This is a genomic window from Cryobacterium sp. SO1 (assembly GCF_004210215.2).
Classification (GTDB): Bacteria; Actinomycetota; Actinomycetes; order Actinomycetales; family Microbacteriaceae; genus Cryobacterium.
Genome location: NZ_CP067394.1, coordinates 1,890,263 through 1,915,434, shown reverse-complemented (window position 1 = coordinate 1,915,434; position 25,172 = coordinate 1,890,263). Strand labels below are relative to the sequence as shown.

The window sequence follows — 25,172 nt, the reverse complement described above, 5'->3', positions numbered from 1 at the left end:
TCTTTACTCGAGGTAGTCGCGCAGCGACTGCGACCGGGACGGGTGGCGCAGCTTGGCCATGGTCTTCGACTCGATCTGGCGGATACGCTCCCGCGTGACGCCGAAGGTGTCACCGATCTGGTCGAGGGTCTTGGGCATGCCGTCGCCGAGGCCGAAGCGCATCCGGATCACGCCGGCTTCACGCTCGGACAGCGAGTCCAGCAGGCTCTCGAGCTGCTTCTGCAGCATGGTGAAGCCCACGGCGTCGGCGGGAACCACCGCTTCAGTGTCCTCGATCAGGTCACCGAATTCGCTGTCGCCGTCCTCGCCGAGGGGGGTGTGCAGGGAGATCGGCTCGCGGCCGTACTTCTGCACCTCGACGACCTTTTCCGGCGTCATGTCCAGTTCGCGGCTCAGCTCTTCCGGCGTGGGTTCACGGCCAAGGTCCTGCAGCATCTGGCGCTGCACCCGGGCGAGCTTGTTGATGACTTCCACCATGTGCACCGGGATGCGGATGGTGCGGGCCTGGTCGGCCATGGCCCGGGTGATGGCCTGGCGGATCCACCAGGTCGCGTAGGTGGAGAACTTGAAGCCCTTGGTGTAGTCGAACTTCTCGACCGCACGGATGAGGCCCAGGTTGCCTTCCTGGATCAGGTCCAGGAACTGCATGCCACGACCGGTGTAGCGCTTGGCCAGCGACACCACCAGGCGCAGGTTGGCGCCGAGCAGGTGGCTCTTCGCGCGGGCGCCGTCCTTGGCGACCCACTGCAGTTCGCGTCCGAGCGCGCTCTTCTTCTCGGCGTCGGTCATCTGGGAGAGCTTGTCCTCGGCGAAGAGTCCGGCCTCGATACGCATGGCCAGTTCGACTTCTTCGGCGGCGTTGAGCAGCGCGACCTTGCCGATCTGCTTCAGGTAGTCCTTGACCGGGTCAGCCGTCGCGCCGGTGATGGCGCTGGAGTAAACCGGGACCTCGTCCTCGTCGTCGACGAGGGACAACACGAGCGCACCGCTGGGCAGCGGCTCGGCGGGGGCGACCCGCTTGGCGGTGCCGTCGGTGGAGTCTTCATCATCACCGTCGTGCTCCTCGCCGGGCGCCGCGACCTCGTCGTCGCCGGCTTCGGCAGCCCCGGCCTTCTTCTTGCCCGCGGGCGCCTTGGCCTTGGTGGCGGCGGCGCGCTTCCGCGGCGCCGCCTTCTCGGGCGCGTCGGCACCCTCAGCGGCCGCAGCCTTGGCGGCGCGCGTCGCGGCGGCCTTCTGCGCGGGCGTCTTGGCCACGGTGGCGGTCGATGCGCCGTCGGCCGGCGCGGTCTCGGTGGTCTTCAATTCGGGCTCTGTCTTCGTTGGGGTTGCCATTCGAACACCTCTCATGCCGTGGTTCGTGCGCGTGCGGCGCGCCCACGCTCTTCCTGACATGCGGCACGGGCCGGGTTCAGCGCAAGAGCGGGGATTTTTGGGTTGTACGTTTTTGGGGCAGTACGTTTTTGGGGCAGTACGTTTTTGGGCAGTACTAGGACCCATGTCAAGTCCCCGGGATTGCATCCGACAAACAGCCGGAGCACCCAGGAACCAGAACGGGTCCTATTGACAATTATTGCACGGATTGTGTATAAACCGAGCCAAGCCTGCCTACAGTCCCCGTCTGCGGTGCCGCAACTTCCTAGAGAGTTCAACCCAGAGCGGGGCGACTTCTATTCCCTCGTCACGAGAGAGCAGACGCCTGGTTCGCTTGCGGGTGTTGATGAGCATCACCACACCGGTGCCGACGATCAGGAACTGCACAGTGAACGCGATCCGGAACGAGTCCAACGAGTACAGATCGCTGGCCCCGCCCTGCGCCTGGCGCCAGCCGTCCTGCAGGTCCAGGAGCACCCCGATCAGGAACATCATCACAAAACTGGCCAGGAATCCGCCGACGTTGACCACGCCGTTCGCCGACCCGAGGCTGCGCTGCGGGTTGAAGGTGCGGGCGAAGTCGAAACCGATCAGCGACCCGGGGCCGCCACCGCCCAATACGATCAGCAGCAGAACGATGAGCCAGAGGGGCGGGGCCACCGGCCACAGGAGCACCAGCGCCCACGCTGTGGCCATCGCCGTGACGATGCCCAGCACGATGTTGCTGCGCCGCAACGGATGCCGCGCCGTCAGCACGCCCAGGATCGGCCCGCAGATGATTCCCGCCGCGACCGGGATGGTGAGCATCACCGCGGCCATGCTCGACTCGTAGCCGAGCCCGTACACCATGAACGGGAAACCCCACAACAGGGTGAAGACGGTTCCGGAGGACTGGGTGACGAAGTGGGACCAGAATCCCAATTGGGTACCCGGCCGGCTGAAACTGTGCCGGAGCTGGGTCAGTGCACTGCCCCAATCGCTCGGCCGCGGCTGGTCGAACGAACCGGCCGGCCGGTCGCGGATGCCGACGACCACCACCACGAAGGCCACGAAGGCCACCAGGGTGGCTGCCAGGAACGCCGGCGTCCAGCCGAACTCGTGCAGGATCCACGCCAGCGGCACGGCTGAGAGCACCTGGCCCAGCTGGCCGATGTTGCCGAACCATTGCGAGAGCTGGGGCACGATGCGCCCGGAGAACCATGAAGTGATCAGCCTGATCATCGAGATGAAGATGGTGGCGTCGCCCGCCCCCACCAGCATCCGGCCCACCACCGCGATCGTGATGGACGGTGCGAAGGCGAGAATCAGCTGCCCCGCCACCATCAGCACGGTGCCGGAGAGCATAAGCACACGGGGCCCGAACCTGTCGATCAGAACCCCGACCGGGATCTGGGCGGCGGCGTACACAATCAGCTGCACCACGGCCAGGCTGGACAGTACGGCGGCAGAGCCACCGAATCGTTCGGTTGCCGACACCCCCGCGATGCCGAGCGACGTGCGCTGCAGGACGGCGGACAGGTACACGAACGATCCGAAGGAAAAGATCAACCAGGATCGACGAGAGTTCACCCGCCTCAATCTAGCCGGATGGTCGGTCTGACCTGACCACCCGGGTGCCGACAGGCTACGGCTGCTGGCCGTCGTCCCGGCCGCGCCTGGTCGCGAGGAATTTCTCCAGCTCGGCGGCGATCTCGTCCGCCGACGGCAGCGCACCGTCTTCGTCGGTCAACGGCGACCGCAGGGTGTTCCCCTCCATGTAGGCGTCATAGCGTTCCTCGAGGGTGCCGACGAGTTTGGCCAATTCGGGGTTGTCGCCAACCTGCTCGTCGATCCGGCCGATGAATTCCCGGTTCTTCTCGCGCAACCGGTCGGTGGGGAAGATCAGCCCGGTGGACGCGCTGGTGCTTTCCAGCGCCGACAGGGCCGCGGAGGGGTATTCGGTGTCGGCCAGGTAGTGCGGAATGAGGAGAACGTAGCCGATGGTCCAGGCGCCGATTTCCTGCAATCTGAACTCGACGAGGTGCAGGGCGTTCGCGGGCACCTGGGTGTGCGGGCGCCACACCGACATGCTCTCGATAAGGTCGGTGCGGTTGCCGCTGACCGTCACGCCGATGGGCCGGGTGTGCGGCACCGGCATCGGGATGGCGTGCACCCACGTCGTGGACGACACGGTGAACCGGCCGACCAGCTCGAGCACCGCGGCCGTGAACTGCTCCCACCGGAAGTCTGGTTCGAAACCGGCCAGGAGAAGGAACGGCTGGCCGATCTCGTCGTGCGCGAGGTACATGCGGAGTCTCGGCGGCTGGTAATCGGTCAGGTGGTCCTGATCGAAGTAGATGATCGGGCGCCTGGCCCGGTAGTCCAACAGTAGATCGGCGTCGAACTCCGCGATCACCTCGTGCTCGAGGGTCGCGAGCAGGTATTCGGTGAACTGCGACACGGCCCCGCCGGCGTCCGCGAATCCGGTCAGGCCGGCGACGAGATGCAGCCCTTCAGGAACGCCGGCGGCGTCCGCAGTGAGCGTATAGATTTCATCGGGATCGCGCATTCGTTAACTCTAGGCGGAGGTTTCGCCCGGCGTCAGGGAATCGTGGCCAGGCCGTGGTGCCCAGAGCGAACACCTGCGCCCCGTAGCATCGAGGCATGACCGTTTCCCGCGTTTCCGTGTCCGCACAGCCCTCGATCAACTCCACCGCAGACGTCATCGTCCTCGGCGCCGTGCAGGGAAAGGACGGACCGACCCTGCTCGCCGACCCCGGTTTCGAGCAGATCGCCGCACAGTTCGCCGCCGTCGGCGTGTCGGGAACGAAGGACCAGCTGGTACGTTTCGCGCCCGTCGTCGGTGCCGCCCGCAGCATCGCCGTGATCGGACTGGGCTCTGTCGTCTCACCGGAATCGCTGCGCTACGCCGCCGGTTCGGCGGTACGGCAGCTCACCGGCACCGCAACGGTGGCCTTCGCCTGGCCGTTGACCGACCAGGACCAGGCTGACGCCGTGCTCGAGGGCGCCGCGCTCGGTGCGTACTCGTTCACGACCTACCGCACGGCATCGCTGGCGTCCACGAAACTGCCGGCCGCGGACATCACCGTGCACACCGACCAGGCCGCCGAGGACGCGTCCGAACGGGCCGGAATCATCGCCGACGCCGTGAGCCTGGTGAAGGACCTCGTCAACATGCCGCCGCTCGACCTCTACCCCGCCTCCCTGGCCGACTTGGCGGCGGCCGCGGCCGAGGGACTCCCGGTGACCCTGACGGTGTGGGACGAGGAACAGCTCGTCGCCGACGGGTTCGGCGGGATTGCCGGCGTCGGCCAGGGCTCGACCCGGCCGCCCCGGCTGGTCAAGGTCAGCTACGACCCGATCGGCGCGACAAAGCACCTGGCCCTGGTGGGCAAGGGCATCACCTTCGACACCGGCGGACTGTCCCTGAAGCCGCCGGCATCGATGGTGGGGATGAAATACGACATGACCGGCGCCGCAACCGTGCTGGCCGTCACGATCGCGGCCGCCCGCCTGCGCCTGAACGTGCGGCTCACGGCCTGGCTGTGCATCGCCGAGAACATGCCCTCCGGTTCGGCCATCCGTCCCAACGACGTGCTCACCATCCGCGGCGGACGAACCGTCGAAGTGCTCAACACCGACGCCGAAGGCCGGCTGGTGCTCGCGGACGGCCTCGTCGCGGCCGGAGAGGAGAACCCGGACGCGATCATCGACGTGGCGACACTCACGGGCGCTGCCGTTGTGGCCCTCGGCACCCGCTACTCCGCCGTGCTCGGCGACGACGACCTCGTCGCTCACGTTCTCGCCGCCAGCAAGGCCGAGGGAGAACTGGCCTGGCCGATGCCGATGCCCGAGGAACTGCGCGCTCTGCTCAACTCCGACGTCGCGGACATCGCGAACGCCAAGATCGGCAACACCGGCGGTGGGATGCTCCTGGCAGCGGTCTTCCTCAACGAATTCATCGGCAAGACCGGCGAGGGCGCCGACGCAACCACCATTCCGTGGGCCCACCTCGACATCGCCGGCAGCGCCCAGCTTGTCGGCGGCGGGCTCGGGTTCACGGCCCCCGGGCCCACCGGCGTGACGGTGCGCACCCTGCTGCGACTGGCCGAGGACTTTTCACGCCCGTAGTAGGGTCATATAGGCAGGAAAATCCTTGCCGTTCAACGTCTGTCCACGCACAACACGTGCGTCGGACGGGCCGTGAAAATGTATGTGATGCACGAGGGAGTATCTGGGTGTCTGAACAGAATTTTGACCTTGTAGTTCTCGGTGGCGGCAGTGGTGGCTACGCGGCCGCGTTGCGTGCCGTTCAGCTGGGCCTGACCGTCGGCCTGGTTGAGAAAGACAAGCTCGGTGGCACCTGCCTGCACGTCGGTTGTATCCCGACCAAGGCGCTGCTGCACTCGGCCGAGGTCGCCGACGTGAGCCGCGAGTCGGCCAAGTACGGGGTGAACACCTCCTTCGAAGGCATTGACATGGATGCCGTGACCAAGTTCCGCGAGGGCATCGTCGCCAGCAAGTTCCGTGGCCTGCAGGGACTGATCAAGGCCCGCGGCATCACCGTCATCGCGGGTGAGGGCACACTCATCTCCCCCACGACCGTCCAGGTCGGCGAGGACACCATCGTCGGCAAGAACGTCGTGCTGGCCACCGGGTCGTACTCCCGGTCGCTGCCGGGCCTGGCCATCGAAGGACGCGTCATCACCAGCGAGCAGGCCCTCGAGCTCAACTACGTGCCCAAGAAGGTCGCTGTGCTCGGCGGCGGCGTGATCGGCGTCGAGTTCGCCAGCGTCTGGAAGTCCTTCGGCGCCGACGTCACCATCATCGAAGCCCTCCCCCACCTCGCTCCGAACGAGGAGGAGTCGGTGTCCAAGCAGCTCGAGCGGGCGTTCCGCAAGCGTGGCATCGACTTCTCCCTCGGTGTGCGGTTCCAGTCGGTCAGCCAGGATGACTCCGGCGTCGTCGTCACCCTCGAGAACGGCACCACGATCGAGGCCGAGCTGCTGCTCGTCGCCGTCGGTCGCGGCCCGTCCACCGCTGGTCTCGGTTTCGAAGAGGCCGGCATCACCATGGACCGCGGCTTCGTCATCACCGACGAACGCCTCGCCACCAACATCCCCGGCGTCTACGCCGTCGGCGACATCGTCCCCGGCCTGCAGCTTGCGCACCGCGGCTTCCAGCACGGTATCTTCGTCGCCGAGGAGATCGCGGGCCTGGCCCCGATCGTCGTCGACGACCTGAACATTCCCAAGGTCACCTACAGCGACCCCGAGATCGCCTCAGTCGGTTACTCCGAGGCCAAGGCCGTCGCCACGTTCGGTGCCGACAAGGTCACCAGCTACGAGTACAGCCTGGGCGGCAACGGCAAGAGCTCGATCCTCGGTACCGCGGGGTCGATCAAAGTCGTCCGCGAGGCCGATGGACCCATCATCGGCATCCACATGATCGGCGCCCGCGTGGGCGAACTGATCGGCGAAGGCCAGCTGATCGTGAACTGGGAAGCGTACCCTGAGGACCTCGCTCCTCTGCTACACGCGCACCCCACGCAGAACGAAGCGCTTGGCGAGGCCTTCCTGGCCCTGGCCGGCAAGCCTTTGCACGCGATGTAGCCCGTTTCGGCACACAGATTCTCACTAACATTGGTCAGACATTAATGGTTTCAAAGGAGACAAACGCATGAGCGAATCCGTCAACCTCCCGGCACTCGGTGAGAGTGTCACAGAGGGTACGGTTACCCGCTGGCTGAAGAACGTGGGAGACCGCGTCGAAGTCGACGAACCGCTGCTCGAAGTTTCGACCGACAAGGTCGACACGGAGATCCCATCCCCCATCGCCGGTGTCATCGAAGCCATCCTCGTCCAGGAGGACGAGACCGTCGAGGTCGGCACCCCACTGGTGACCATCGGAGACGGCTCGACCGCCGCCGCGCCCGCCGCTGAGGCACCTGCCGCCGAGGTACCCTCGACCGAAGCGCCGGCGCCCGCCGAAGCACCCGCCGCCGTCGCGCCGCCCGCTCCGGCAGCCGTTGAGCCGGCGCCCGCCGCAGCACCGGCCCCGGCAGCACCGGCCCCCGCAGCCCCCGCACCCGTCGCCGCTGCCCCCGCAGCAGCTGCACCCGTGGCACCTGCCCCCGCAGCACCGGCCCCCGCAGCCCCCGCACCCGTCGCCGCAGCCCCCGCTGCAGCTGCACCCGTGGCACCTGCCCCCGCTGCGCCCACACCGGTCGCTGCCGCTCCGGCAGCACCTGCTCCGGCAGCACCTGCTCCCGCAGCACCCGCCGCCGAGCCCACCCGTGGCGCTCACAGCGGCACCAGCGGCTACGTCACGCCCATCGTTCGCAAGCTCGCGAACGAGGCCGGCGTCGACCTCTCCACCATCACCGGCACCGGTGTCGGCGGACGGATCCGCAAGCAGGACATCATCTCCGCATCGGCCGCGCCCGCCACCCCGGCCGCTGCCCAGGTCGAGGTGTCGCCGCTGCGCGGAACCACGCAGCCGATGTCGCGCTTGCGCAAGGTCGTCGCGGAGCGCGCCGTCGCCTCCATGCAGCAGACCGCCCAGCTCACCACCGTCGTGGAGGTGGATGTCACCCGTGTCGCCATGCTGCGCGACAAGGTGAAGGTCACCTTCCAGGAGAAGACCGGCAACAAGCTCTCCTTCCTGCCCTTCTTCGCCCTGGCCGCGGCCGAGGCGTTGAAGGCGAACCCGATCATCAACGCGACCGTCGACGGTACGTCGATCGTGTACCCGGGCCAGGAGAACATGAGCATCGCCGTCGACACCGAGCGTGGCCTGCTGACGCCCGTCATCCGCGACGCCGGCGAACTCGATCTGGCCGGCTTCGCTGCCCAGATCGCCGACCTGGCTGCGCGCACCCGCGACAACAAGCTCAAGCCCGACGAACTGTCCGGTGGCACTTTCACGCTGACCAACACGGGTTCGCGCGGCGCGCTGTTCGACACCCCGGTGGTCTTCCTGCCGCAGAGCGCCATTCTCGGCACCGGCGTGGTGTACAAGAAGCCCATCGTCGTCACCGACAAGGGCCTGGACTCGATCGCCATCCGCTCGACGGTGTTCCTGGCGCTCTCCTACGACCACCGCATCATCGATGGAGCGGACGCCTCGCGCTTCCTCACCACGATGAAGGCGCGACTGGAAGCAGGCGCGTTCGAGGCCAACCTCGGAATCTAGCAGCACAGCTCAGCGTTCCTGGCCACGTAGCGGTCAGTAGTCGAAGAGCTCGCGTAACCGCCAGCCGGCCTCGCCCCTGATCACCAGGGCCGAGGCCGGTTGTGTCTGCGGCGTGCCCGCCGCCGGGGTGAGCACGATCAGCGCCGCGTTACCCCGCTGCTCCTGGACGGTCGCCGTGAAACCCGGCTCCTCGACATTCCTGTTCGCGGGTCGACCATCCGCCCTCTCGCTGTCGCCGGTCGTCTGCCGCACCGCATAGGAATCGGCGGCCATGGCTGCTGACCCGGCCTGGTCGACCCCGTCGAGGCAGAGCACCGACGCAGCAGCCAGGCACCGCTGGCGCAGGTGCAGAAGCGCCAGGGTCGCTGCCGCGGGATCGTCACCCACGAGCGTCGCCGAGTACTGCTCCGATCCTGGCGGCGCGCCGTCCTGCGAAGAGGGCGACTCCGAGTCGTCAGTAGCCGGTGCCGAGTCCGGCGGGTCGGTGACCTCCCCCGATATTGCCAGAGAGCCTGTCCAGGACAGCGCCGCCAGGCTGCCGGCCGAGAGGACAACGGCCAGGCAGACGCCGACCAGGACCGGTCGGCGGGCTCGTCCCAGCGCACCAAACCACGACGCCGTGAACCACGACGCCCTAATCCGCGACGCCGTTCTCCGCCACATCGCGCCCGTCCGCACGACATCGGTCCGGATCGCATCACGCCGCGTCGCCACCTGCCGCAGCACGCGCTGGACCGGGCTACCCTTCCTGCCGCCGAACGGCCGGACCGCGTCCCGACCGACCGGATCAGGGACCGCCGTCAGCCTCGCTGACCTGGTCAGCGTCCTCGGCGGCGTCGCCGGCCCGGCAAGCAGCCCAGTCCACAGGCCAGGCATCAGTCCGGCCGGCGTGCCAGGCTCCGGTTCCGCGGCGCCGGCCATGACGCCACGCACCGCAGTGGCCGGGGCCCAGCCGAAGAGGGCTGATTCCACTGCCGTGAGATCTGCCGGCACGGGCCGCGCCGTGGCCGCCGCCTCGAATTCCGCCAGCAGCGAGCCCGCTGTCGCCGCTTCCGCCGTGCCAGGGTCCAGATGCTCCAACAACGATCTCAGCCATCCCGCCAGCCGCACCAGGTCGTCCCGCCGCCTGGCCGCCCCGGCTCCCCCGGGCGGCAGCTCCTCCAGTGCGCCCAAGCCGAGCAGCACCGGCCTGCCCGCGCCGTCGAATCGCACGCAGTCCGCTCCGATCATCGGATGGCTGAAGCCGGCGTCGTGCAGCGCCTGGAGGGTCGCCGTGATCGTCGCGGCGATCGTGACCACCTCCCCGGCTGCGATCCGGCCCCGCTCCGCCAGCAGGCGATCCAGGGGCGAACCGGCCAGACGGTCCATCACCAGGCAGAGCCGGCCGTCCGGAGCCGTGGCCACGTCCCGCAGCGGCACCAACCTCAACGGTGGCACCGTGAGCATCGCTCGCACCTGCCGGTTCAGCGCCGCGCCGTCCGCGTCCAGACGAAACACCTTCAGTGCCACCGTCAGGCTCGCAGCCTGCCCGTCGGCTGCCTGCGCATCGGATGCCTGACCGAGGTATATCGTCGACCGGCTGCCGGTGCCGATCCGGCGCACCACGCGGAACCCGGCCAGGGTTCTCTCGTTCGCGGGGCCACGCGTCTGTTCCATCGGGCCACCGTGCCGTGACGACCACCTCCCGGCGTCTCCCGGTGGATTTCTGGGGCAAACTCGCGCCGCGCTCCAACTGGGGAGGAGCGCCCCCTAGACTGGCTGGATGCTCGACTTTGTCGTCGCGGGGCTAAGCGCCAACTCCGTGCCGTATTTCGAGGGCCTTGAGCTCCAGCGCGCAGTCCACCGCACGGTGGTGTCCGGTCATCGACCGAACACCGTCCTACTCCTTGAACACCCCGCCGTCTACACGGCCGGCAAACGGACCCAACCGGAGGACCGTCCCACCGACGGCACCCCGGTCGTGGACGTCGACCGTGGCGGCCGGATCACCTGGCATGGGCCAGGGCAGTTGGTCGGATATCCGATCCTCCGCCTGCCCGAACCGGTCGACGTGGTCGGCTACGTGCGGCTGCTCGAGGGCATCCTCATCGAGACTCTGGCAGATTTCGGCATCGACGGCCGGCGGGTTGCGGGCCGCAGCGGGGTCTGGGTCGGACCCGTCGGGGCCGAAGACAAGATCGCCGCCATCGGCATCCGGGTCGCCGACGGCGTGACCATGCACGGGTTCGCACTCAATTGCAACAATGCGCTTGAGCCGTACGACCGCATCGTCGCCTGCGGCATCAAGGACGCCGGTGTCACCACGATGTCCTTGGTCCTCGGCCGCGACGTCAGCCCCCAGGACACCGTCGACCCCGTGACCGCCCATTTCCGTGCCCGGCTGGCGGTGCCCGCGTGAGCGCCGCACCGGATGGGCGCCGGATGTTGCGGCTGGAGATCCGCAATGCCGAGACGCCCATCGAACGGAAACCGTCCTGGATCAAGACTCGTGCCCGGATGGGCCCCGAGTACCGTCAGCTGCAGGACCTGGTCAGCAGCGAGAACCTGCACACGGTCTGCCAAGAGGCCGCCTGCCCGAACATCTACGAGTGCTGGGAGGACCGCGAGGCGACCTTCCTGATCGGCGGCTCCCAGTGCACTCGACGCTGCGACTTCTGTCAGATCGACACCGGCAAGCCCGCCGACTATGACACCGACGAGCCCCGGCGGGTTGCGGAGTCCGTTCTGCGGATGAACCTGCGCTACGCGACGGTGACCGGTGTCGCCAGGGACGATCTGCCCGACGAGGGCTCCTGGTTGTACGCCGAAACCATCCGGCAGATCCACCAGCAGAGCCCGGGTACCGGCGTCGAGATCCTGGTCCCGGATTTCTCGGGCAACCGGGACCATCTGGCGGAGGTGTTCTCCGCCCGGCCGGAGGTTTTCGCGCACAACGTCGAAACCGTCCCGCGGATCTTCAAACGCATCCGCCCCGCATTCCGCTACGACCGGTCCCTGGACGTGCTGAGCCAAGGTCGCGCGGCGGGCCTGATCACCAAGTCGAACCTGATCCTGGGCATGGGCGAAGAACGCGCGGAGGTATCCCAGGCCCTCGCCGACCTCTTCGAGGCCGGCACCGACATCATCACCATCACGCAGTACCTGCGGCCTAGCCCCCGGCACCTGCCGGTGGCCAGGTGGGTGCGACCGGAGGAGTTCGTCGAGCTCAAGGCTGAAGCCGAACAGATCGGTTTTCTCGGGGTGCTCGCCGGCCCTCTGGTGCGCTCGTCCTACCGCGCCGGCCGGCTCTGGGCGCAGTCGATGACGGCAACCGGTCGGGAGGTGCCGGAGCACCTGCAGCACCTCGCCGACGCGGCCCTGGGCTTCACCCAGGCCGTTTGACCCTAAATCCGTCACGCGGATATCGACCGACTGGGTAGTCTTAGAACCATGGCACGCAGCAAGGACAAGAGTCCCCGCACCCCCAAAGAACCTGGCCGCTTGAAGCAAATGTGGCAGGTCTTCCAGATGACCCGGCGCTACGACTCGAACATTGTTCTGTTCATGATCCTGGGCTTCCTGATTCCGGTCCTGATCGGCCTGGCGTTCGCGCTCCTGCTGACCCCCGACAACGGCTTCACGATCGCCCTCTGGATCGTCGCCGGCGTGCTGGGCGGTATTCTGGCGATGCTGATCATCCTGGGCCGCCGTGCCGAGAAGGCCGCGTACTCGCAGATCGAGGGCCAGCCCGGCGCGGTCGGCGCGGTTCTGCGCAGTTCCCTCAAGCGCGGCTGGGTCGGCAGCGAGATGCCCGTCGCCGTCAACGGCAGGACCCAGGACGCCGTCTACCGCGCCGTCGGCCGTGGTGGCGTCGTTCTCATCAGCGAGGGCCCGCGCACCCGCACAGCCCGGATGCTGGAGGAGGAAAAGCGGTCGGTGGCCAAGGTCGGCGGAAACGTCGCTGTCACGGTCATCGCCGTCGGCCCGGACTCGGACGCCGTTCCGTTGCACAAGCTCGCTCGCCGCTTGACCAAGATCAAGCCGTCGCTGACCAAGGCCGAGGTGCTCGCGGTGAACAACCGTCTCAACTCCATGACCAGGAAGCTGCCGATTCCCAAGGGCGTCGACCCCACGAAGGCCCGCCCGCAGCGCGGCAACTGACCGGCAGAACAGATCGAGGGCACGGGTCACCCCGTGCCCTTCCTGCGTTCTCCGACGCCGGCTCTCCGGCTACCGCCGGATCAGAACGGTGCCCGCGATCTTGTCGTGGAAGCCGCGCTGGTCCGAGTCCCAGACCAGGGCGGGCACGGCCAGACCCAGGAGCACCGACCGCGCGATCGGGCGCCACAGGCCGGCGCGCTCCCCGGTGATCGTGATCAGACGCAGGCCCACCAGCCAGTGGCCGATGCTGGCACCGAACGCGGCCAGCTGCACGGCCTGTAGGAGGACGAACACCCCCAGCACCACGAAACCGTCATAGTTCAACAGGGTGTAACCCCAGATCAGACAGGCCAGCCCGACGGCGATGGCCCAGTCGATGACCAGCGCGGCGATCCGCCTGCCCACCCTCCCCACCGAGTGCGGACCGACCCGGGGCAGGCCCAGGCGCTCCCCCGGCCAGGTACTGGGCGGTAGCTGCCCGAAGGTGGTGGGACCAGAAGGCGTCGAATTCACCCGATCAGTTTACCGAGCGCCCCTCTGTAACATGGAGGAAACATAAGCGTCATTCTTAAGTAACCGGCTCGTAATAGTGTCGGGGAAGCCGCAGTGTGCGACATTTCCCGTCACCCACGCCTACGTCGTTTGGAGTAAACCCGCATGTTCCGCGATTCGTCCGAAGTGCTCTCGTTCATCAAGGACACCGATGTCAAATTCCTTGACCTCCGTTTTACCGACCTGCCGGGTGTGCAGCAGCACTTCAACATCCCCGCGTCGACAGTCGACGAGGACTTCTTCACCGTCGGCCAGATGTTCGACGGCTCGTCGATCCGCGGTTTCGCGTCGATCCACGAATCCGACATGCAGCTCATCCCCGACGTCACCAGCGCCTACATCGACGCGTTCCGCGCCGAGCGCACACTGATCATGCTTTTCGACATCTACAACCCCCGCAACGGCGAGATCTACTCCAAGGACCCCCGCCAGGTCGCCAAAAAGGCCGAGAAGTACCTCGCGTCCACCGGCATCGGCGACACCGCGTACTTCGGCTCAGAGGCCGAGTTCTACATCTTCGACGACGTGCGCTACGAGGTCAACCAGCACACCAGCTTCTACTCGGTCGACTCCAGCGAAGGCGCCTGGAACTCCGGCCGCAAGGAAGAGGGCGGCAACCTCGCCAACAAGACCCCGTTCAAGGGTGGCTACTTCCCGGTCAGCCCGGTCGACCAGCACGCCGACATGCGCGATGACATCTGCCTCAAGCTGATCGACGCCGGTCTGATCCTGGAGCGCAGCCACCACGAGGTCGGCACCGGCGGCCAGGGCGAGATCAACTACAAGTTCGACACCATGGTGCACGCGGCCGACGACCTGCTGAAGTTCAAGTACATCGTCAAGAACACCGCGCACGAGTGGGGCAAGACCGCCACCTTCATGCCCAAGCCCCTCTTCGGCGACAACGGCTCCGGCATGCACACCCACCAGTCCCTCTGGGCCGACGGCAAGCCGCTGTTCTATGACGAGGCCGGCTACGGCGGACTGTCCGACGTCGCCCGCTGGTACATCGGCGGCCTGCTCAAGCACGCCCCCGCCGTCCTCGCGTTCACCAACCCGACGGTCAACTCCTACCACCGCTTGGTGCCCGGCTTCGAAGCACCGGTCAACCTGGTCTACTCGGCCGGCAACCGCTCCGCGTCGATCCGCATCCCGATCACGGGAACCAACCCCAAGGCCAAGCGCCTCGAGTTCCGTGCTCCCGACGCGTCCGGCAACCCGTACCTCGCCTTCGCCGCCCAGCTGATGGCCGGCCTCGACGGCATCAAGAACCGTATCGAGCCGCACGAGCCCGTCGACAAGGACCTCTACGAGCTGCCGCCCGAAGAGGCCAAGAACATCCCCCAGGTTCCGGCATCGCTGGAGGAGGCCCTGCAGGCGCTCGAAGCCGACCACGACTTCCTCCTCGCCGGCAACGTCTTCACTCCGGAACTCATCGAGACCTGGATCGACTACAAGCGCGAAAAGGAAATCAAGCCGCTCGCGCAGCGCCCGCACCCGTTCGAGTTCGAACTGTACTACGGGGTCTAATCCTCCGATTGCACGATGAAGGGGCCGCAACCATCAGGTTGCGGCCCCTTCGCCGGTTTCAGCAGGTCGGCGGCGTCCTGGTCAGCCCGAGAAGGGCCCCGGCCGCTCCACCGGTCCGTAGAACCGGCGCTCGAACACGGCGCGGGCCCGCCGGGTGACGCCCAGGTAATCTTCCTCGAGCTGGTTTGCCGAGCCGGGGGGATATTCCATCATGCGTGCCACGCCGTCCAGCTGCATCCGGTCGCTGGGCAGCACGTCCGCCGTCTTGTTCATCCACAGGGTGATCGCCGACCGGCACCTGGATGCGAACAACCAGGCCGCGCGCAACACATCCGTGTCAGACTCCGAGATCAGGCCGGCCCGGGTGGCCTCGTCGAGCGCCTCGAGCGTCGAAGTCGTGCGCAGGGCCGGCAACGCTGCCGCATGCTGCAGCTGGAGCAACTGGACGAACCATTCCACGTCGCTCAGCGAGCCACGTCCCAGCTTCAAGTGCCGGTTCGGGTCGGCTCCCTGCGGCAGCCGTTCGTTCTCGACCCTCGCCTTGATCCTTTTGATCTCGCGGACGTCCTGCTCGCTGATCTGCTCCGGGTAGCGCACGGTGTCCATCACGGCGTGGAAGCTTCGCAGCAACGCCGGTTCACCGGCCACACCGCGGGCCCGCAGCAGCGCCTGGGCTTCCCAGGTCAGCGACCAGCGACGGTAGTAGGCCTGGTACGAGTCGATGGATCGCACCACCGCGCCGTTCTTTCCCTCGGGACGCAACCCGATATCCAGGTCGAACGGCAGCCGATTGTCCTCGGTGAGCCGGTTCAGCTCGCGGACGATGAAGGTCGCCCGGTCGTGGGCCGCACCGCCCTCGAGGGCGGCCGGCCGGAACACGTACATCACATCGGCGTCGGATCCGAAGCCGAGCTCCGCTCCCCCGAACCGGCCCATGGCGATCACGGCGAATTCGATGCCGTCCGGGGCGAACGGCCCGTCGTCACCGGTGAGTCCAGCACCGCGGATGGCACCGAGCACTCCCTGGATGATGACGGTGGACACATCCGTGAGGCCTGCCGCCAGCTCGTCGATGGTGAGCCGGCCTAGGATCGCCGATAGCGCCAGCCTGAGCATCTCCCGGCGCCGACTGGTTCGCAGGACCGACGCGGCCGCGTCGGGGCCACCGTGCCGAGCCAGCACCGCTCGGGCCTCGTCCTGCAGGACACTCAGCGGGCGGGGGCGCAGATCGTCGTCGTGCTCCAGCCAGGCGACGGCCTCCGGGATGGTCTCCAAGAGCTCCCCGACGTACCGGGACGCCGAGAGCACCCTGGTGAGGCGCTCCGCGGCCCCGGACGAATCCCGGAGCATCCGCAGGAACCAGTAGGTGGAGCCGAGGCTGTCGCTCAGGCGCCGGAACGCCAGCAGCCCGTAGTCAGGGTCCGCCCCGTCGGAGAGCCACTGCAGCAAGACCGGCAACAGGTGCTGCTGGATGGTCGCCCGCCTGGACACCCCGCTCGTGAGCGCGGCGATGTGAGCCAGGGCGCCCTTCGTGTTGCGGAATCCGATCGCGGCCAGCCTGGCCTCGGCCTGCGCGCTCGTGAGGTTGAGGCCCTCCGCCGGCAGGGCGGCGACGGCGGACAACAGCGGGCGGTAGAACAGCCGTTCGTGCAAACCGCGCACCCGGTGTTTGGTCGCCTCCCACCGGGCCGTGAGGGCTGCGGCGCTGGTGGCGAGGCCCGTCGCGCGAGCCAGCACCCGCAGCCCGGCCTCGTCCCTGGGCAGCAGGTGGGTGCGCCGCAGCCTGTCCAGTTGCAGCCGGTGCTCCATCAGGCGGAGCATCCGGTAGTCCTGCGCGAATTCGGCGGCTTCGGCTCGTCCGACATACCCGGAATCGGCCAGGGCGGCCAGCGCGGGAAGGGTGCCCGGCTGTCGGACGTCGGGGTCGGTCTGACCATGGACGAGCTGGAGCAGCTGCACGGTGAACTCGATGTCGCGCAGGCCGCCAGGGCCCAACTTGAGTTGCACGGCCACCTCGTCGGCGGGGATGTTGCTCGTGACGCGTTCCCGCATCCGCTGCACGGAGTCGACGAAGTTCTCCCGGCTGGCGCTCGTCCAGACCTTCGGGGCCACGGCGTCGACGTACCGTACGCCGAGTTCCAGATTGCCCGCCAGCGGCCTGGCCTTCAGCAGCGCCTGGAATTCCCAGCTCTTCGCCCACCGGTCGTAATAGGCAATGTGCGATTCGAGTGAACGCACCAGGGCGCCGGACTTCCCCTCGGGGCGAAGGTTCGGGTCCACCTCCCACAACTCGGGCTCCAGGCTGGGTTGGTTCAGCCCGCGCATCATCAGGACCGCGAGTCTGGTGGCGATGTCGACGGCCCTGGCGGCGCTGAGTCCGCGGTCTTCGTCGCCCTCTGCGACGAAGATGACGTCGACGTCACTGACGTAGTTCAACTCCCCCGCCCCGGCCTTGCCCATTCCGATGACGGCGAGCTTGGTCAGACGGACCTCGTCGGCGGGGTAGACCCCGGGCGCGGCGACCGGGCCGCTGCACATTCCCCTGGCGACGGCAAGCGAGGCCTCCAACGCCGCCGTGGCCAGGTGGGCCAGGGCTCTGGCGATCCGGTCGAGCCCCGCGACCGGGTCGCCCTGTTCCAGGTCGAACGCCGCCAGTTCGGCGAGGCGCCGGCGGTAGCGCACGCGAAGCGCCACCCACCCCTCGTCGCCGAGGAGGGCGGCGAACCCATCGGTGGACTGGACGGCGTCGAGCAGGTCGTCGGTCAGCTCACCGGGACCGGCCGGGGCGGTGGTCTTCTCGTGCAGTACCGCGAGTTCGGCGGGGTGCCGGAGGAAAAAATCGGTGAGGCCCGTCGATGCCCCGGTCACCAGCACCAGGCGCTGCAAGGAGCCGGCATGGCGCCGGAGCGTTCCGAACTCCGCCGGCGCCTGGCGCACGAGCGACAGCACGGCGAACAGCGCCGCATCGGGGTTCGCCGCACGGCTGAGCAGCGGGAACAGATCGGACGGGTCGGGGCCCCCGAGTTCACCGACTTCGTCGAGTCGGGCGCGGGCCTCGCCGAGATCGGCGAAGCCCACCCGAGCGAGGTCCGTCAGTGTCAGCTGTTCTCTCGCCATGTCGCGTGCCTGTCGTGGACCTCGCCCTTAAAGCATCTCGAGGTTCTTTGTGAGTTCGAATGGGGTGACCTGGGACCGGTACTCGCGCCATTCCTGGCGCTTGTTCAGCAGGACGTAGTTGAACACATGTTCTCCCAACGTTTCGGCGACCAGTTCGGACTCCTCCATGTACTGGATGGCGTGGTCGAGGCTGGCGGGCAGCTGGTGGTAACCGAGCGCGCGACGTTCGGTGTCGCTGAGCCCCCACACGTTGTCCTCGGCCTCCGGCGGAAGTTCGTAGCCCTCTTCGATGCCCTTGAGCCCGGCGGCGAGCATGAGGGAGTACGCGAGGTACGGGTTGGCCGCCGAATCGATCGCGCGGTACTCGATGCGCGAGCTCTGGCCCTTGTTGGGCTTGTACAGCGGCACGCGAATCAGCGCGGACCGGTTGTTGTGGCCCCAGCACACGAAGCTCGGGGCTTCGTCGCCGCCCCACAGCCGTTTGTACGAGTTCACGAATTGGTTGGTTACGGCGGTGATCTCCGGCGCGTGGCGCAGCAGGCCGGCAATGAACTGGCGACCGGTTGCGGACAGCTGGTACTGCGCACCGGCTTCATAGAACGCGTTGGTGTCGCCTTCGAACAGGGAAAGGTGGGTGTGCATTCCGGAGCCCGGTTGGTCCGACAGCGGCTTGGGCATGAACGTCGCGTAGACGCCCTGCTCGATGGCCACTTCCTTGATCACGGTGCGGAACGTCATGATGTTGTCAGCGGTGGTAAGGGCATCCGCGTAGCGCAGGTCGATCTCGTTCTGGCCCGGGCCGGCCTCGTGGTGGCTGAACTCAACCGAGATGCCGAGGTCCTCGAGCATCCGCACCGACCGGCGCCGGAAGTCGTGCGCCGTGCCGCCGGGGACGTTGTCGAAGTAGCCGGCGGAATCAACCGGTACCGGTCCGTTCTTGCCGAACTTCGACGACTTGAGCAGGTAGAACTCGATTTCCGGGTGGGTGTAGAAGGTGAAACCGCGTTCGGCGGCCTTCGCCAGGGTGCGCTTGAGCACGTTCCGGGGATCGGCGACGGCGGGCTGGCCATCGGGCGTGGTGATGTCGCAGAACATGCGGGCGGTGGGGTCTACCTCGCCCCGCCACGGCAGGATCTGGAACGTGGTGGGGTCCGGGTGGGCCAGTACGTCGGCCTCGAACGAGCGAGTCAGTCCCTCGATCGCTGAACCATCAAAACCCAGTCCCTCGGCGAACGCACCCTCGACCTCGGCCGGTGCGATGGCGACCGACTTCAGGGTGCCGACCACATCGGTGAACCATAGTCGAATGAACTTGATGCCCCGTTCCTCGATGGTCCGAAGAACGAAGTCGCGCTGCTTGTCCATTCACGCCCTTTCTTGTTGCTCCTAGGCTACCGGCTGCCGACGGCGTACGCGCGAGAACCGGCTGATCGAGGCGCGAATGACAGCGGAATGGGCCGCTGAGTACACTGAGCACATGCCAGACTCCGCCACGCCAGATGCCGCCAATGCCGTCGAGGTGCAGAATCCATACGCCACTGCAACTCCCAGCGCCGCCCCTGGTCCCAAGCGTGTGCGCACCAGGCATTTCCAGAACGCGAAGCAGCAGGGCATCCCGATCACCGGCCTGACCAGCTACGACATGATGACCGCCCAGATCTTCGATCAGGCCGGCATCGACTTCCTGCTGGTGGGCGATTCCGCCGGGAACAACGTCTTCGGTTACGAGACCACCCTGCCCGTCACCGTCGACGAACTCATCCCGCTCACCCGCGCCGTGGCCAGGGCCGTGACCAGGGCTCTGGTCGTGGCGGACATGCCGTTCGGCACCTACGAAACCGGCCCCTCAGAGGCACTGCACACCGCGGTTCGCTTCATGAAGGAGGCCCAGGCCCACGCGGTGAAGCTCGAGGGGGCGTGCGCAGCCGGAAGCAGATTTCTCGTATCGTGTCAGCAGGCATCCCGGTCATGGCCCATATCGGCTTCACCCCGCAGAGTGAGCACGGCCTGGGCGGCCACATGATCCAGGGTCGCGGCGCCGGTGCCGAACAACTGATCACGGACGCCCTCGCCGTTCAGGATGCCGGCGCGTTCGCTGTCGTGTTGGAGATGGTGCCGGCCGGCATCGCGGCGCAGGTCACCGAGCGCCTGGAGATCCCCACCATCGGGGTCGGCGCCGGACCCGGCGTGGACGGCCAACTCATGGTCTGGACCGATTTCGCCGGGATGACCCAGGGCAGGGTGCCCCGGTTCGTGCGGCAGTACGCGAACATGCGCTCGGTTCTCACCGACGCCGTGCACGCCTTCAAGGGAGACGTCGAGTCCGGCGCCTACCCTGGTCCAGAGCACAGCTACGAGTAGTTGGGCAGGGGCTGGACCTCAGCGGTCCTCCCCCTCGTCTTCCTCGGCCCACTTGGCGCTGTTGGCTCGCAGTTTGTCGAGCGCATGCGTCGCCTCGTCGAACGTCGAAAACGGTCCGACCCTGTCGGCTGACGGGGACAGCATTCCCTTCTCGACAGCGCCCGTGCGCATGTTGTACCAGAACTGGTGATCAGCTTCTTCGGCCATAAGCTTGATCCTATGCCTAAGGATTCAATCGGTCATCTCATTCCGGGAGCCGTGTCCAGCCACCGCTCCGTTCCCGCCCACATCGTTCGCCCAGAGTACGTCGGTCGCACCGCACCGGCCCGGTTCACCGGATCCGACGTGTACTCCCCCGAGCGGATCTTGTTGATCAGGGAGTCCGGTCGGATCGCTGCGGAAGCGATCCAGGAGGTCGGGCGGGCCGTGCGGCCCGGCGTCACGACCGAGGAGCTGGACAGGGTCGGTCATGAGTTCCTGACCCGGAACGACGCGTACCCTTCCACGCTGGGCTATCGCGGCTACCCGAAGTCGTTGTGTTCCTCGGTCAACGAGGTCATCTGCCACGGAATCCCCGACGACACCGTGCTGGAGAACGGTGACATCGTCAACATCGACATCACCGCCTACAAGAACGGCGTGCACGGCGATTCGAATGTGACCTTCATCGTCGGCGAGGCCACCGAAGAGGTCACCCTTCTCGTCGATCGCACCCGGGAGGCCCTCGCTCGCGGCATTAAGGCCGTCGCACCCGGCCGGCAGGTGAATGTGATCGGCCGCACCATCGAGTCGTACGCCAGACGGTTCGGTTACGGCGTCGTTCGCGACTTCACCGGACACGGAGTCGGCGACGCCTTCCATTCGGGTCTGATCATCCCGCACTACGACTCTGCACCGCAGTACGACACCGTGATGAAGGTGGGCATGGTCTTCACCATCGAACCGATGCTGACCCTCGGGACCAGCGAATGGGACATGTGGGAGGACGACTGGACTGTGCTCACCCGGGACCGCAGCATCACCGCGCAATTCGAGCACACCCTCGTGGTCACCGAACGCGGTGCCGAAATCCTGACGCTGCCGTAGCAGGTAGATTGACTCCATGAGTTCAACCACTGCCATCGGCATCGACATCGGCGGAACCGGAATCAAAGGGGCGGTGGTCGACCTGGCCACTGGGGCCCTGCTCTCCGACCGTCTCAAGCTGCCCACTCCAAAGGGCGGCCGCCCCCAGGACATCATCGAGACCACCCGCCAGCTGCTCGCAACGGTGTCGGCCGGGGCCGGCGAGTTGCCCATCGGGGTGTGCTTCCCCGCGGTCGTCAAGAACGGCCACACGATGTCGGCGGCCAATGTGTCCGACAGGTGGATCGGTCTTGCCGCGGAGAACCTGTTCGAGAAGGGCCTCGGGGTCCCCATCCATTTTGTCAACGACGCTGACGCGGCCGGATACGCGGAGTCCATGTTCGGTGCCGCGAAGGGTGTGAACGGTGTGGTTCTGCTCACCACTCTGGGCACCGGGATCGGGACCGCTCTGATCAACGACGGAGCACTCGTGCCCAACACCGAACTCGGCCACCTGGAAATCGACGGGGTCGATTACGAGACCCGCGCGGCGTTCTCCGCCAAGGAACGGGACAACCTCAGCTGGGACAAGTGGGCCTTACGCCTGCAGAAGTACTACTCCAAGCTGGAGTCCCTGTTCACGCCGGACCTGTTCATTGTCGGCGGCGGCGTGTCGAAGCACCACGAGAACTTCCTCCCGCTGTTACACCTGAACACCAGGATCATTCCCGCCGTTCACCGCAACAACGCCGGGATCCTCGGCGCAGCCGCGCTGGCCGTCAAACACGCACCGGTCAGCGTTTAAACGTTCAGCTGTACGCCCGGGTGGACTGGCGCTGACGGCGGGCTCGCCACCAGAGCCGGACCCGGTGCGCAAGCCGGCGGACCCCCTGCGTGAGCCGGTGGGCGGCGGGAAACTCCGTGCCGAGGACGGCGACGCCCACGAAGACGATCAGCCAGCCCGGGCCGGGCAGAGGCACCAGGATCAGGCCGACGACGACCACAGCCAACCCGGCCAGCGCGACAAGCAGCCGGTACGGGGCATGGAGGCGCGGGTGCCGGTGGATCCAGGCCCGCGACCGGCGCAACAGAGCACGAACGCGCTGCAGAAACCCACCGGGGCCTGCCCCAGCGCGCGGGTCTACGGGGCGGAGCGTTTCGACGGCGCCAGGCTGGGACACGGATGTGCTCATGGAATGAGCGTAGAACCACCGCCTGGGAAATACGCCATACCTGCCGGCCCCTCCCGCACAACTCACAGGTTCGAGGAGGGAATGGGCCGACTGTTACGCCGGGTTTTGTCCTGGTTTGCACCGTGGACGGCCATCTATCTCGGGACTACGTTGCCGCAGCCCTCTAGCGGTCTACCCGGAAACTCGGCGAGCCGCCTTGGCGTTTCCTGTTCGACCTTGCTCCGGACGAGGTTTACCTAGCCGGCCAGGTCACCCTGGCCGCTGGTGGTCTCTTACACCACCGTTTCACCCTTACCGCCGGCTTGCGCCGGTGGCGGTCTACTTTCTGTGGCACTGTCTCGCGGGTTGCCCCGGGTGGGTGTTACCCACCGTCCTGCTCTGTGGAGCCCGGACGTTCCTCGGCATCACGGGCCCGAAAGCCCGGATGACGCGACCGTCTTGTCGACCCATTCCGTCGTCGAGCCTACAGCTCCCCGGCCACCTCTCGGTACCAGGCCGAGGCGCGGCCATGGGTCAGGCTCAGATGCCGGATTCCTCGGTGCGCACCAGGATGGCACCGCAATCCGGGCAGAAGACGATGTCGTCGGCGGGTGCGGCACGTACCTCTTCCAGGTCGTTTCCGGTCAGGGTCATGGTGCAACCGCTGCAGGTGCGGGCGCGCAACAGGGATGCCGCGTTTCCGCGACCGGCCACCCGCCGCTTTTCGTACAGGGCGGCCAGGTCGGCGCCGATGGCGGAGACGATGGCAACCCGGTCCCTGGCCAGCTCGCCGAGCTGACGGTTCAGATTAACCAGCAGCAGGTCGCGGTCGGCCTCGATACCAGCAACCCGGCCGGCCACCGCTGCCCGCTCGGCCTCGGTCTCGGCGAGGGCCGCTTCCTTCTCCTCGAGTCGTTCCATCACGGCGAGTTCGATGTCCTCGAGCGTGACCAGGCGCGCCCCCAGAGCCTTGAGCTCGCTCTCCAGAGCATGGACGTCCTTGATGGAGGAGGTGTGCTGGGCGCGGTCGGTGTCCCGGGCTATGCGCTTTTCGACCACCGCGACGTCGGACTCGATGCGGCGCAGTTCGATCTGGGCGTCTTCGACCTCGCCGGCACGGCCCGTGAGCACCGTCTTGGACGCGTCGAGACCGCGACCGAGGGCGACGAGCTCGGCATGCTGCGGCAGAGCCTTGGCCTGGTGTTCGACCTGCTGCAGCTTGATGTCGAGGGCCTGGAGCCGCAGGAGCTCTTTCTGCTCAGTGGGAGATGCCTTCACGTTGTCCTGACCTTCATGTTCATGGAGTTGAAATGTACGGGGGCGAGCTGAGCTCACTGGGTTACGGCGAAATCCCAGGGGTCGGTCCGTACTTCGCTGACCTCGACACGAATGCCGGGCAATCTGCTCCGCAGCGCCGCGGCGGCCACGTCCAACCAGAGCCATTCGCTGGCCCAGTGTGACACGTCGATGAGGGCGGGGCCAACCCCGGCGAGGATCGACTGCTCCCTGGATTCCGACGCCGGGTGATGGCGGAGGTCGGAGGTGATGAAGACGTCGGCTGAGCGCACGGCGGGCTCCCGCAACAGCGAGTCGCCGGCGCCGCCGCACAGCGCGACGGTCTCGATCGTATCGGCGTAGCCCCCGGCCACGCGCACGCCCGTCGCCGTCGGCGGAATCAGTCCCGCGAGACTCCGGGCAAGCAGACCGAGAGTCGTGGGCTTGGGGAGCCGGCCGACCCGGCCGATTCCGGTGCCGGGGAGCGAACCGGCCGTGATCGGCCGAACGTCGACCAGTCCGAGGCGTTGGGCGATGACATCCGAGACACCGTCTTCGACGACATCGGCGTTGGTGTGCGCGGCGAGGAGGCCGCAGTCCGCCCGGATCAGGCGGGCCAGCATTGCGCCCTTGTAGCGGTCTTCGGCCACGCTGGTGACCCCGCGGAGCAGGAGCGGGTGGTGGGCCAGCAACAGGTCGGCGCCGGAGGAGATCGCCTCCGCGACGGTATCAGCGACCACGTCGACGGCAAGCAGGATGGACTCCACCCGGCCGGCGGGGTCGCCGCTGATCAGGCCCGGCGCGTCCCAGTCCTCCGCACCGGACAACGGCCACAGATCATGGGAAACCCGGGCGACTTCAGCGAGCGAGAATGACACCTCACCAGCCTAGTCGCCGAGTCACCACCCCAGCGTGCCCGGCGCACCCTTGAACGGGCCGACGATGCGGTCGGTGATCCACCCGCCGTAGAAGTCGCCCGGCTGGGCGCGCACAACCTCGCCGTCCACCGTGCACTCCTCCAATCGGCCGGGGTACACGGCCACCCGCCCGGCCAGCGACTCGAAGCCGGCGAGGGGATGGGGGTAGTACCACGCCACGGCATCGGCCAGGCGGTCACCCACGACGATGCTGAGATACGACGCCAGGCCCTTGTATTCGCAGACGCTGTGCCCGTTGACCGGAGTGAGCACACCGTCTGCGAATGCGGACCTGGGCAGGTAATAGGTGGGCGGATGGCTGGTTTCGAGCACCCTGAAGCTGTCCCGGGTGTCGGCGATGACGGCGCCGTTGAACCGCAGGACCAGGTGTTCGCCGCTCGGCTCCACCCGCGGCGGCCGCGGATAGTCCCAGACCGATTCCTGGCCAGGGCCCGGCACGTCAGGGTGCCGCTTCATC

The 25,172-nt window shown here is 67.3% G+C and carries 21 protein-coding genes, 1 other RNA gene and 1 pseudogene; 10 read left to right on the top strand and 13 right to left on the bottom strand.

Annotation, left to right across the window (positions count from 1 at the left end):
- Window positions 1-3: 3 nt before the first annotated feature.
- From BJQ95_RS09010 to BJQ95_RS09000, 3 genes are all read right to left on the bottom strand, one after another.
- Complete coding sequence (locus BJQ95_RS09010) at window positions 4-1,392, bottom strand: RNA polymerase sigma factor (protein ID WP_370688383.1); 1,389 nt, start codon at window positions 1,390-1,392, stop codon at window positions 4-6.
- Between the two features lie 213 nt (window positions 1,393-1,605).
- A complete protein-coding gene (locus tag BJQ95_RS09005; RefSeq protein WP_130177540.1) occupies window positions 1,606-2,940 on the bottom strand; it encodes a nitrate/nitrite transporter in 1,335 nt (444 codons plus the stop codon).
- A 55-nt stretch (window positions 2,941-2,995) separates the two neighbouring features.
- Window positions 2,996-3,919 carry a proteasome assembly chaperone family protein gene (locus BJQ95_RS09000; protein WP_130177541.1) on the bottom strand — a complete coding sequence of 308 codons (924 nt, stop codon included), beginning with the start codon at window positions 3,917-3,919 and terminating at the stop codon, window positions 2,996-2,998.
- Window positions 3,920-4,014: 95 nt separating this feature from the next.
- Between BJQ95_RS09000 and BJQ95_RS08995 the strand changes: the two genes are divergently transcribed.
- The 3 genes from BJQ95_RS08995 to BJQ95_RS08985 all read left to right on the top strand — a co-directional run bounded on the left by BJQ95_RS08995 (window position 4,015) and on the right by BJQ95_RS08985 (window position 8,565).
- Window positions 4,015-5,502 (top strand): leucyl aminopeptidase, encoded by a 1,488-nt coding sequence (locus tag BJQ95_RS08995; protein ID WP_130177542.1) that lies wholly within the window; start codon window positions 4,015-4,017, stop codon window positions 5,500-5,502.
- A gap of 107 nt (window positions 5,503-5,609) precedes the next feature.
- A complete protein-coding gene (gene lpdA, locus BJQ95_RS08990; protein ID WP_130177543.1) occupies window positions 5,610-6,983 on the top strand; it encodes a dihydrolipoyl dehydrogenase in 1,374 nt (457 codons plus the stop codon).
- 67 nt (window positions 6,984-7,050) lie between these two features.
- Window positions 7,051-8,565, top strand: a complete 1,515-nt coding sequence (locus tag BJQ95_RS08985) for a 2-oxo acid dehydrogenase subunit E2 (RefSeq protein WP_256041598.1) — start codon at window positions 7,051-7,053, stop codon at window positions 8,563-8,565.
- A 33-nt stretch (window positions 8,566-8,598) separates the two neighbouring features.
- Here BJQ95_RS08985 and BJQ95_RS08980 read toward each other — a convergent pair whose 3' ends face one another.
- The gene (locus BJQ95_RS08980; RefSeq protein WP_130176860.1) at window positions 8,599-10,221 is read right to left on the bottom strand and encodes a hypothetical protein; all 1,623 of its coding nucleotides are present in this window, start codon (window positions 10,219-10,221) and stop codon (window positions 8,599-8,601) included.
- Between the two features lie 106 nt (window positions 10,222-10,327).
- Here BJQ95_RS08980 and lipB point away from each other — a divergent pair, with 106 nt between their 5' ends.
- Genes lipB through BJQ95_RS08965 form a run of 3 tightly spaced genes read left to right on the top strand, consistent with a single transcriptional unit; the run spans window position 10,328 to window position 12,705 of the window.
- Window positions 10,328-10,963 carry a lipoyl(octanoyl) transferase LipB gene (gene lipB, locus BJQ95_RS08975; protein WP_130176859.1) on the top strand — a complete coding sequence of 212 codons (636 nt, stop codon included), beginning with the start codon at window positions 10,328-10,330 and terminating at the stop codon, window positions 10,961-10,963.
- Window positions 10,960-11,946: a lipoyl synthase gene (gene lipA / locus BJQ95_RS08970; RefSeq protein ID WP_205750061.1), complete on the top strand. Its 987-nt coding sequence runs from the start codon at window positions 10,960-10,962 to the stop codon at window positions 11,944-11,946. Before lipB ends, lipA begins: the two co-directional genes overlap by 4 nt.
- A gap of 48 nt (window positions 11,947-11,994) precedes the next feature.
- Window positions 11,995-12,705 carry a DUF4191 domain-containing protein gene (locus tag BJQ95_RS08965; protein ID WP_130176858.1) on the top strand — a complete coding sequence of 237 codons (711 nt, stop codon included), beginning with the start codon at window positions 11,995-11,997 and terminating at the stop codon, window positions 12,703-12,705.
- A 69-nt stretch (window positions 12,706-12,774) separates the two neighbouring features.
- Here BJQ95_RS08965 and BJQ95_RS08960 read toward each other — a convergent pair whose 3' ends face one another.
- On the bottom strand, window positions 12,775-13,218 hold the full coding sequence (locus BJQ95_RS08960; protein WP_130176857.1) for an RDD family protein: 444 nt from the start codon (window positions 13,216-13,218) through the stop codon (window positions 12,775-12,777).
- A 144-nt stretch (window positions 13,219-13,362) separates the two neighbouring features.
- On the opposite strand from BJQ95_RS08960, the gene glnA reads away from it, so the two are divergent.
- Window positions 13,363-14,787, top strand: coding sequence for a type I glutamate--ammonia ligase (glnA, locus tag BJQ95_RS08955; RefSeq protein WP_130176856.1), 1,425 nt, complete (start codon window positions 13,363-13,365; stop codon window positions 14,785-14,787).
- Between the two features lie 81 nt (window positions 14,788-14,868).
- Here glnA and BJQ95_RS08950 read toward each other — a convergent pair whose 3' ends face one another.
- Both BJQ95_RS08950 and BJQ95_RS08945 read right to left on the bottom strand, forming a co-directional pair.
- Window positions 14,869-17,904 (bottom strand): bifunctional [glutamine synthetase] adenylyltransferase/[glutamine synthetase]-adenylyl-L-tyrosine phosphorylase, encoded by a 3,036-nt coding sequence (locus tag BJQ95_RS08950; RefSeq protein ID WP_130176855.1) that lies wholly within the window; start codon window positions 17,902-17,904, stop codon window positions 14,869-14,871.
- Window positions 17,905-17,931: 27 nt separating this feature from the next.
- Window positions 17,932-19,269 (bottom strand): glutamine synthetase family protein, encoded by a 1,338-nt coding sequence (locus BJQ95_RS08945; RefSeq protein ID WP_130176854.1) that lies wholly within the window; start codon window positions 19,267-19,269, stop codon window positions 17,932-17,934.
- 112 nt (window positions 19,270-19,381) lie between these two features.
- Here BJQ95_RS08945 and panB point away from each other — a divergent pair.
- Window positions 19,382-20,265, top strand: a pseudogene (gene panB / locus BJQ95_RS08940) (3-methyl-2-oxobutanoate hydroxymethyltransferase).
- Window positions 20,266-20,283: 18 nt separating this feature from the next.
- On the opposite strand, the gene BJQ95_RS08935 reads toward panB, so the two are convergent.
- Window positions 20,284-20,472, bottom strand: a complete 189-nt coding sequence (locus BJQ95_RS08935; RefSeq protein ID WP_130176852.1) for an SPOR domain-containing protein — start codon at window positions 20,470-20,472, stop codon at window positions 20,284-20,286.
- Window positions 20,473-20,484: 12 nt separating this feature from the next.
- Here BJQ95_RS08935 and map point away from each other — a divergent pair, with 12 nt between their 5' ends.
- Entirely contained in the window at window positions 20,485-21,351 is an 867-nt protein-coding gene (gene map, locus BJQ95_RS08930; protein WP_130176851.1) for a type I methionyl aminopeptidase, read from the top strand.
- Window positions 21,352-21,367: 16 nt separating this feature from the next.
- Complete coding sequence (ppgK, locus tag BJQ95_RS08925; RefSeq protein ID WP_130176850.1) at window positions 21,368-22,135, top strand: polyphosphate--glucose phosphotransferase; 768 nt, start codon at window positions 21,368-21,370, stop codon at window positions 22,133-22,135.
- A 4-nt stretch (window positions 22,136-22,139) separates the two neighbouring features.
- On the opposite strand, the gene BJQ95_RS08920 is transcribed toward ppgK, so the two are convergent.
- The 5 genes from BJQ95_RS08920 to BJQ95_RS08900 form a co-directional block, all read right to left on the bottom strand.
- Window positions 22,140-22,523: a TIGR02611 family protein gene (locus tag BJQ95_RS08920; protein WP_130176849.1), complete on the bottom strand. Its 384-nt coding sequence runs from the start codon at window positions 22,521-22,523 to the stop codon at window positions 22,140-22,142.
- A gap of 78 nt (window positions 22,524-22,601) precedes the next feature.
- Window positions 22,602-22,972: RNase P RNA component class A (gene rnpB / locus BJQ95_RS08915), an RNA gene on the bottom strand.
- 70 nt (window positions 22,973-23,042) lie between these two features.
- Complete coding sequence (locus BJQ95_RS08910) at window positions 23,043-23,780, bottom strand: zinc ribbon domain-containing protein (RefSeq protein WP_130176848.1); 738 nt, start codon at window positions 23,778-23,780, stop codon at window positions 23,043-23,045.
- 53 nt (window positions 23,781-23,833) lie between these two features.
- On the bottom strand, window positions 23,834-24,655 hold the full coding sequence (locus tag BJQ95_RS08905) for a Nif3-like dinuclear metal center hexameric protein (RefSeq protein ID WP_130176847.1): 822 nt from the start codon (window positions 24,653-24,655) through the stop codon (window positions 23,834-23,836).
- 21 nt (window positions 24,656-24,676) lie between these two features.
- On the bottom strand, window positions 24,677-25,171 hold the full coding sequence (locus tag BJQ95_RS08900; RefSeq protein ID WP_370688391.1) for a DUF427 domain-containing protein: 495 nt from the start codon (window positions 25,169-25,171) through the stop codon (window positions 24,677-24,679).
- Window position 25,172: the final 1 nt, after the last annotated feature.

What these genes read in the sequence shown, in the direction of transcription:
- map (WP_130176851.1), top strand. Translation starts at nt 20,485, where the DNA reads ATGCCTAAGGATTCAATCGGTCATCTCATTCCGGGAGCCGTGTCCAGC.
- BJQ95_RS08985 (WP_256041598.1), top strand. Translation starts at nt 7,051, where the DNA reads ATGAGCGAATCCGTCAACCTCCCGGCACTCGGTGAGAGTGTCACAGAG.
- BJQ95_RS08935 (WP_130176852.1), bottom strand. Translation starts at nt 20,472, where the DNA reads ATGGCCGAAGAAGCTGATCACCAGTTCTGGTACAACATGCGCACGGGC.
- ppgK (WP_130176850.1), top strand. Translation starts at nt 21,368, where the DNA reads ATGAGTTCAACCACTGCCATCGGCATCGACATCGGCGGAACCGGAATC.
- BJQ95_RS08945 (WP_130176854.1), bottom strand. Translation starts at nt 19,269, where the DNA reads ATGGACAAGCAGCGCGACTTCGTTCTTCGGACCATCGAGGAACGGGGC.
- BJQ95_RS08980 (WP_130176860.1), bottom strand. Translation starts at nt 10,221, where the DNA reads ATGGAACAGACGCGTGGCCCCGCGAACGAGAGAACCCTGGCCGGGTTC.
- BJQ95_RS08920 (WP_130176849.1), bottom strand. Translation starts at nt 22,523, where the DNA reads ATGAGCACATCCGTGTCCCAGCCTGGCGCCGTCGAAACGCTCCGCCCC.
- BJQ95_RS08995 (WP_130177542.1), top strand. Translation starts at nt 4,015, where the DNA reads ATGACCGTTTCCCGCGTTTCCGTGTCCGCACAGCCCTCGATCAACTCC.
- glnA (WP_130176856.1), top strand. Translation starts at nt 13,363, where the DNA reads ATGTTCCGCGATTCGTCCGAAGTGCTCTCGTTCATCAAGGACACCGAT.
- lipB (WP_130176859.1), top strand. Translation starts at nt 10,328, where the DNA reads ATGCTCGACTTTGTCGTCGCGGGGCTAAGCGCCAACTCCGTGCCGTAT.
- BJQ95_RS08950 (WP_130176855.1), bottom strand. Translation starts at nt 17,904, where the DNA reads ATGGCGAGAGAACAGCTGACACTGACGGACCTCGCTCGGGTGGGCTTC.
- BJQ95_RS08900 (WP_370688391.1), bottom strand. Translation starts at nt 25,171, where the DNA reads ATGAAGCGGCACCCTGACGTGCCGGGCCCTGGCCAGGAATCGGTCTGG.
- BJQ95_RS09000 (WP_130177541.1), bottom strand. Translation starts at nt 3,919, where the DNA reads ATGCGCGATCCCGATGAAATCTATACGCTCACTGCGGACGCCGCCGGC.
- BJQ95_RS08965 (WP_130176858.1), top strand. Translation starts at nt 11,995, where the DNA reads ATGGCACGCAGCAAGGACAAGAGTCCCCGCACCCCCAAAGAACCTGGC.
- BJQ95_RS09010 (WP_370688383.1), bottom strand. Translation starts at nt 1,392, where the DNA reads ATGTCAGGAAGAGCGTGGGCGCGCCGCACGCGCACGAACCACGGCATG.